Annotated in this window: 1 protein-coding gene; it reads left to right on the forward strand. The window is 69.5% G+C overall.

What is annotated here, in order from left to right:
• The first annotated feature begins 119 nt into the window (after nucleotides 1-119).
• Nucleotides 120-1,298 (forward strand): IS256 family transposase, encoded by a 1,179-nt coding sequence (locus K8640_RS42325; RefSeq protein ID WP_223752274.1) that lies wholly within the window; start codon nucleotides 120-122, stop codon nucleotides 1,296-1,298.
• Nucleotides 1,299-1,331 lie beyond the last annotated feature (33 nt).

Raw genomic sequence — 1,331 nt, forward strand, 5'->3', positions numbered from 1 at the left:
GGTCGTGTCCCTATAAGTGTGTAGTCGGCGAGCAGGGACGAGCGGGAAAGAGGGAAGCTCCTCGGTGAAACCAACCGAGACGGTCTCCCCCTGGCAGGGGAGCCGAGGAGTTCCCTGAAGTGGACGATACCGAGTTTGCCGCGCCCTCGCACGAGGAGGTGCGCACCGACGTGCGAGGCCTGTTCCTGGGAGCCATCCGCATGACGCTGGAGATGCTGCTGGAGGAGGAGATTCGAGGGCTGGTGGGGGCCGGGCGCTGGCAGCAGGTGGCGGGGCGGAAGGACCAGCGCAACGGCAGCTACCTGCGAGGCCTGCTGACGTCCATGGGGCACTTGGAGGTGGCCGTGCCCCGGACGCGGGCCAGCGGCTCGGCGGAGGCCGTCCTGGGCCGCTACAAACGGCGCAGCGAGGAACTCGACGAGGCGATTACCAGCGCGTACGTGCAGGGCGTCTCCACGCGGAAGATGGGCCGGGTGACGCGAGCGCTCATGGGGGAGGAGGTTTCGCGTTCGACGGTGAGCCGAGTGACGAAGTCCCTGGAAGAGAAGGTGGAGGGCCTTCGCACCCAGCCTCTCACCCAGGCCTTCCCCTACCTGTACCTGGATGCCACCTTCCTGGACGCCCGGTGGGCGCGCACGGTGCAGAACGTCTCGGCCCTGGTGGCCTACGGCGTGGGAGAGGATGGGCACCGGCACCTGTTGGCCGTGACTCTGGGGGGCAGCGAGTCGCAGGACTCCTGGCTGGAATTGCTGCGCCAACTGCTCGAGCGAGGGTTGAGGGGCGTGCGGCTCGTCATCGCCGACGGGCACGCGGGACTGGCCGCCGCGGCCCGGCAGGCACTGCCCGAGGCCCAGCTCCAGCGCTGCACGGTGCACCTCACCCGGAACGTCCTCGCCAAGGCTCCCTGGCGCCTGCGCGGACGCCTCGGCAAGCAGACCTCGGCCGTCTTCGAGGCCCCCTCTCTCCTGGACGCCAGGAAGCGTCTGGAGGCGCTCCAGTCCGGACTGGGCCGCCAGGTCCCCGAGGCCATGGCGTGCCTGCGCGAGGGCTTCGCCGCCGCCACCTGCTTCTTCTCCTTCCCCAAGGCCCACTGGAAGCGCCTGCGCAGCACCCACGGCCTGGAGCGTCTGCACGGCGAAGTGAAGCGCCGCATCCGCTCCGTGGGCGCCTTCCCGGACCGTGCCAGCGCGCTGCGTCTCATCACCGCCGTCGCCCTCGAAGTGACTGGTATCTGGGACGACCGCCGCTACCTCGACATGACCCTGCTCAACTCAACCCCAGACACTGCCGCTGCTTGACCCCGCCAAGGAGCATTCCTCCCCCGAACCCCC

This window comes from Myxococcus sp. XM-1-1-1, from assembly GCF_020037095.1.
Lineage (GTDB): Bacteria > Myxococcota > Myxococcia > Myxococcales > Myxococcaceae > Myxococcus > Myxococcus fulvus.